The sequence below is a fragment of the Staphylococcus sp. HMSC65H10 genome (genome assembly GCF_001839185.1).
In the GTDB taxonomy this organism is placed as follows: domain Bacteria; phylum Bacillota; class Bacilli; order Staphylococcales; family Staphylococcaceae; genus Staphylococcus; species Staphylococcus simulans.
Genome location: NZ_KV840339.1, coordinates 1 through 1,204, shown reverse-complemented (window position 1 = coordinate 1,204; position 1,204 = coordinate 1). Strand labels below are relative to the sequence as shown.

The following is a 1,204-nucleotide window of genomic DNA, read 5'->3' as shown; positions in this document are numbered from 1 at the left end:
AATCGAGTAGGAGAGTAATCATTAATTGACCACTCGTCCTCTCACACCACCGTGCGTACGGTTCCGTACACGGCGGTTCAATATCTTGCGTAAGCAGACTCTGCGAGTCGGGTTAGTGGTACTAGTCCCCACTTGTAGAGTCTATTTGTTGTAAGCGCACGATGAACCTCATGCGTGTTTGAAAGTCTCCAATACTTCTTTCTTGAGTTCGCAATACGCATAGCACTATTGTGGTCTAATCCATATTTTCGAAACATCTTGTATTTTGTTTTTATTTTCTTCCATCGCTTTAAAATAAGTTGTCTGATACGACGGTTCAACCACTTTTGTATTCGTTGGACAAATACTTTAATAAAACCTCTACCGAAGTAATTTATCCAACCTCTAGTAATTGCGTTGATTTCTGTTATAATTTCTTTGAATGTGCCATGTCTATTTCTTCTTGTGACCCACTTTAATTTGGCTTTTAAATTTCTTTTTGCTTCCATAGTGGGTCTGAAGCGACAAGTGCCATTTGTTTTCATTATCAGACAACTCAAGAACTTTAAACGTGTAGGAGAACCCACTTTACTTTTATATTTATTCACTGTTAATTTCAGGTCTTTTTCGATAAAATTTGTGATACTTTCCATAACACGTTGTCCGGCACGTTTTGATTTTACAAAGATGACGAAGTCATCAGCGTATCTTACAAAACGGTGTCCGCGCTTCTCTAATTCTTTATCCAGTTCATGCAAATAGATATTACACAACAAGGGAGATATAACTCCACCTTGAGGGGCACCTGTCTTTCTTTCTGCGTATTCGCCAGACAGGTCTGCAGACCCGCTTTGTAAACTTTTGCGGATAAATTTAGAAATAGCTTTGTCTTGTATAAAGCGCTCAAACAAGTACATCAACTTATCATGGTTCAATGTATCAAAGCATTGTTTCAAATCACAGTCTACGACTGTGTGATAACCCTCTTCATAGTATTGGATACATTGTTTCAATGCTGTCCCTGTACTATGATTTGGTCTGAAACCATGACTATGTTTTGAAAACTGACGATTAATTGTCGGTTCGATAACTTGTTTGATTGCCTGTTGGATAACTCTATCCCTTGCGACGGGAATTCCAAGAATTCTCTTTTTGCCATTTGGTTTTGGAATGGCTACTTTCTTAACTGCTTGCGGTTCATAAGTACTGTTAAGCAGTTTTTCTT

Annotated in this window: 1 protein-coding gene; it reads right to left on the bottom strand. The window is 38.2% G+C overall.

What is annotated here, in order from left to right; all coding sequences use genetic code 11:
• Window positions 1-77: 77 nt before the first annotated feature.
• The coding region (gene ltrA, locus HMPREF3270_RS06015) for a group II intron reverse transcriptase/maturase (protein WP_070867196.1) at window positions 78-1,204 on the bottom strand (1,127 nt) is incomplete at its 5' end.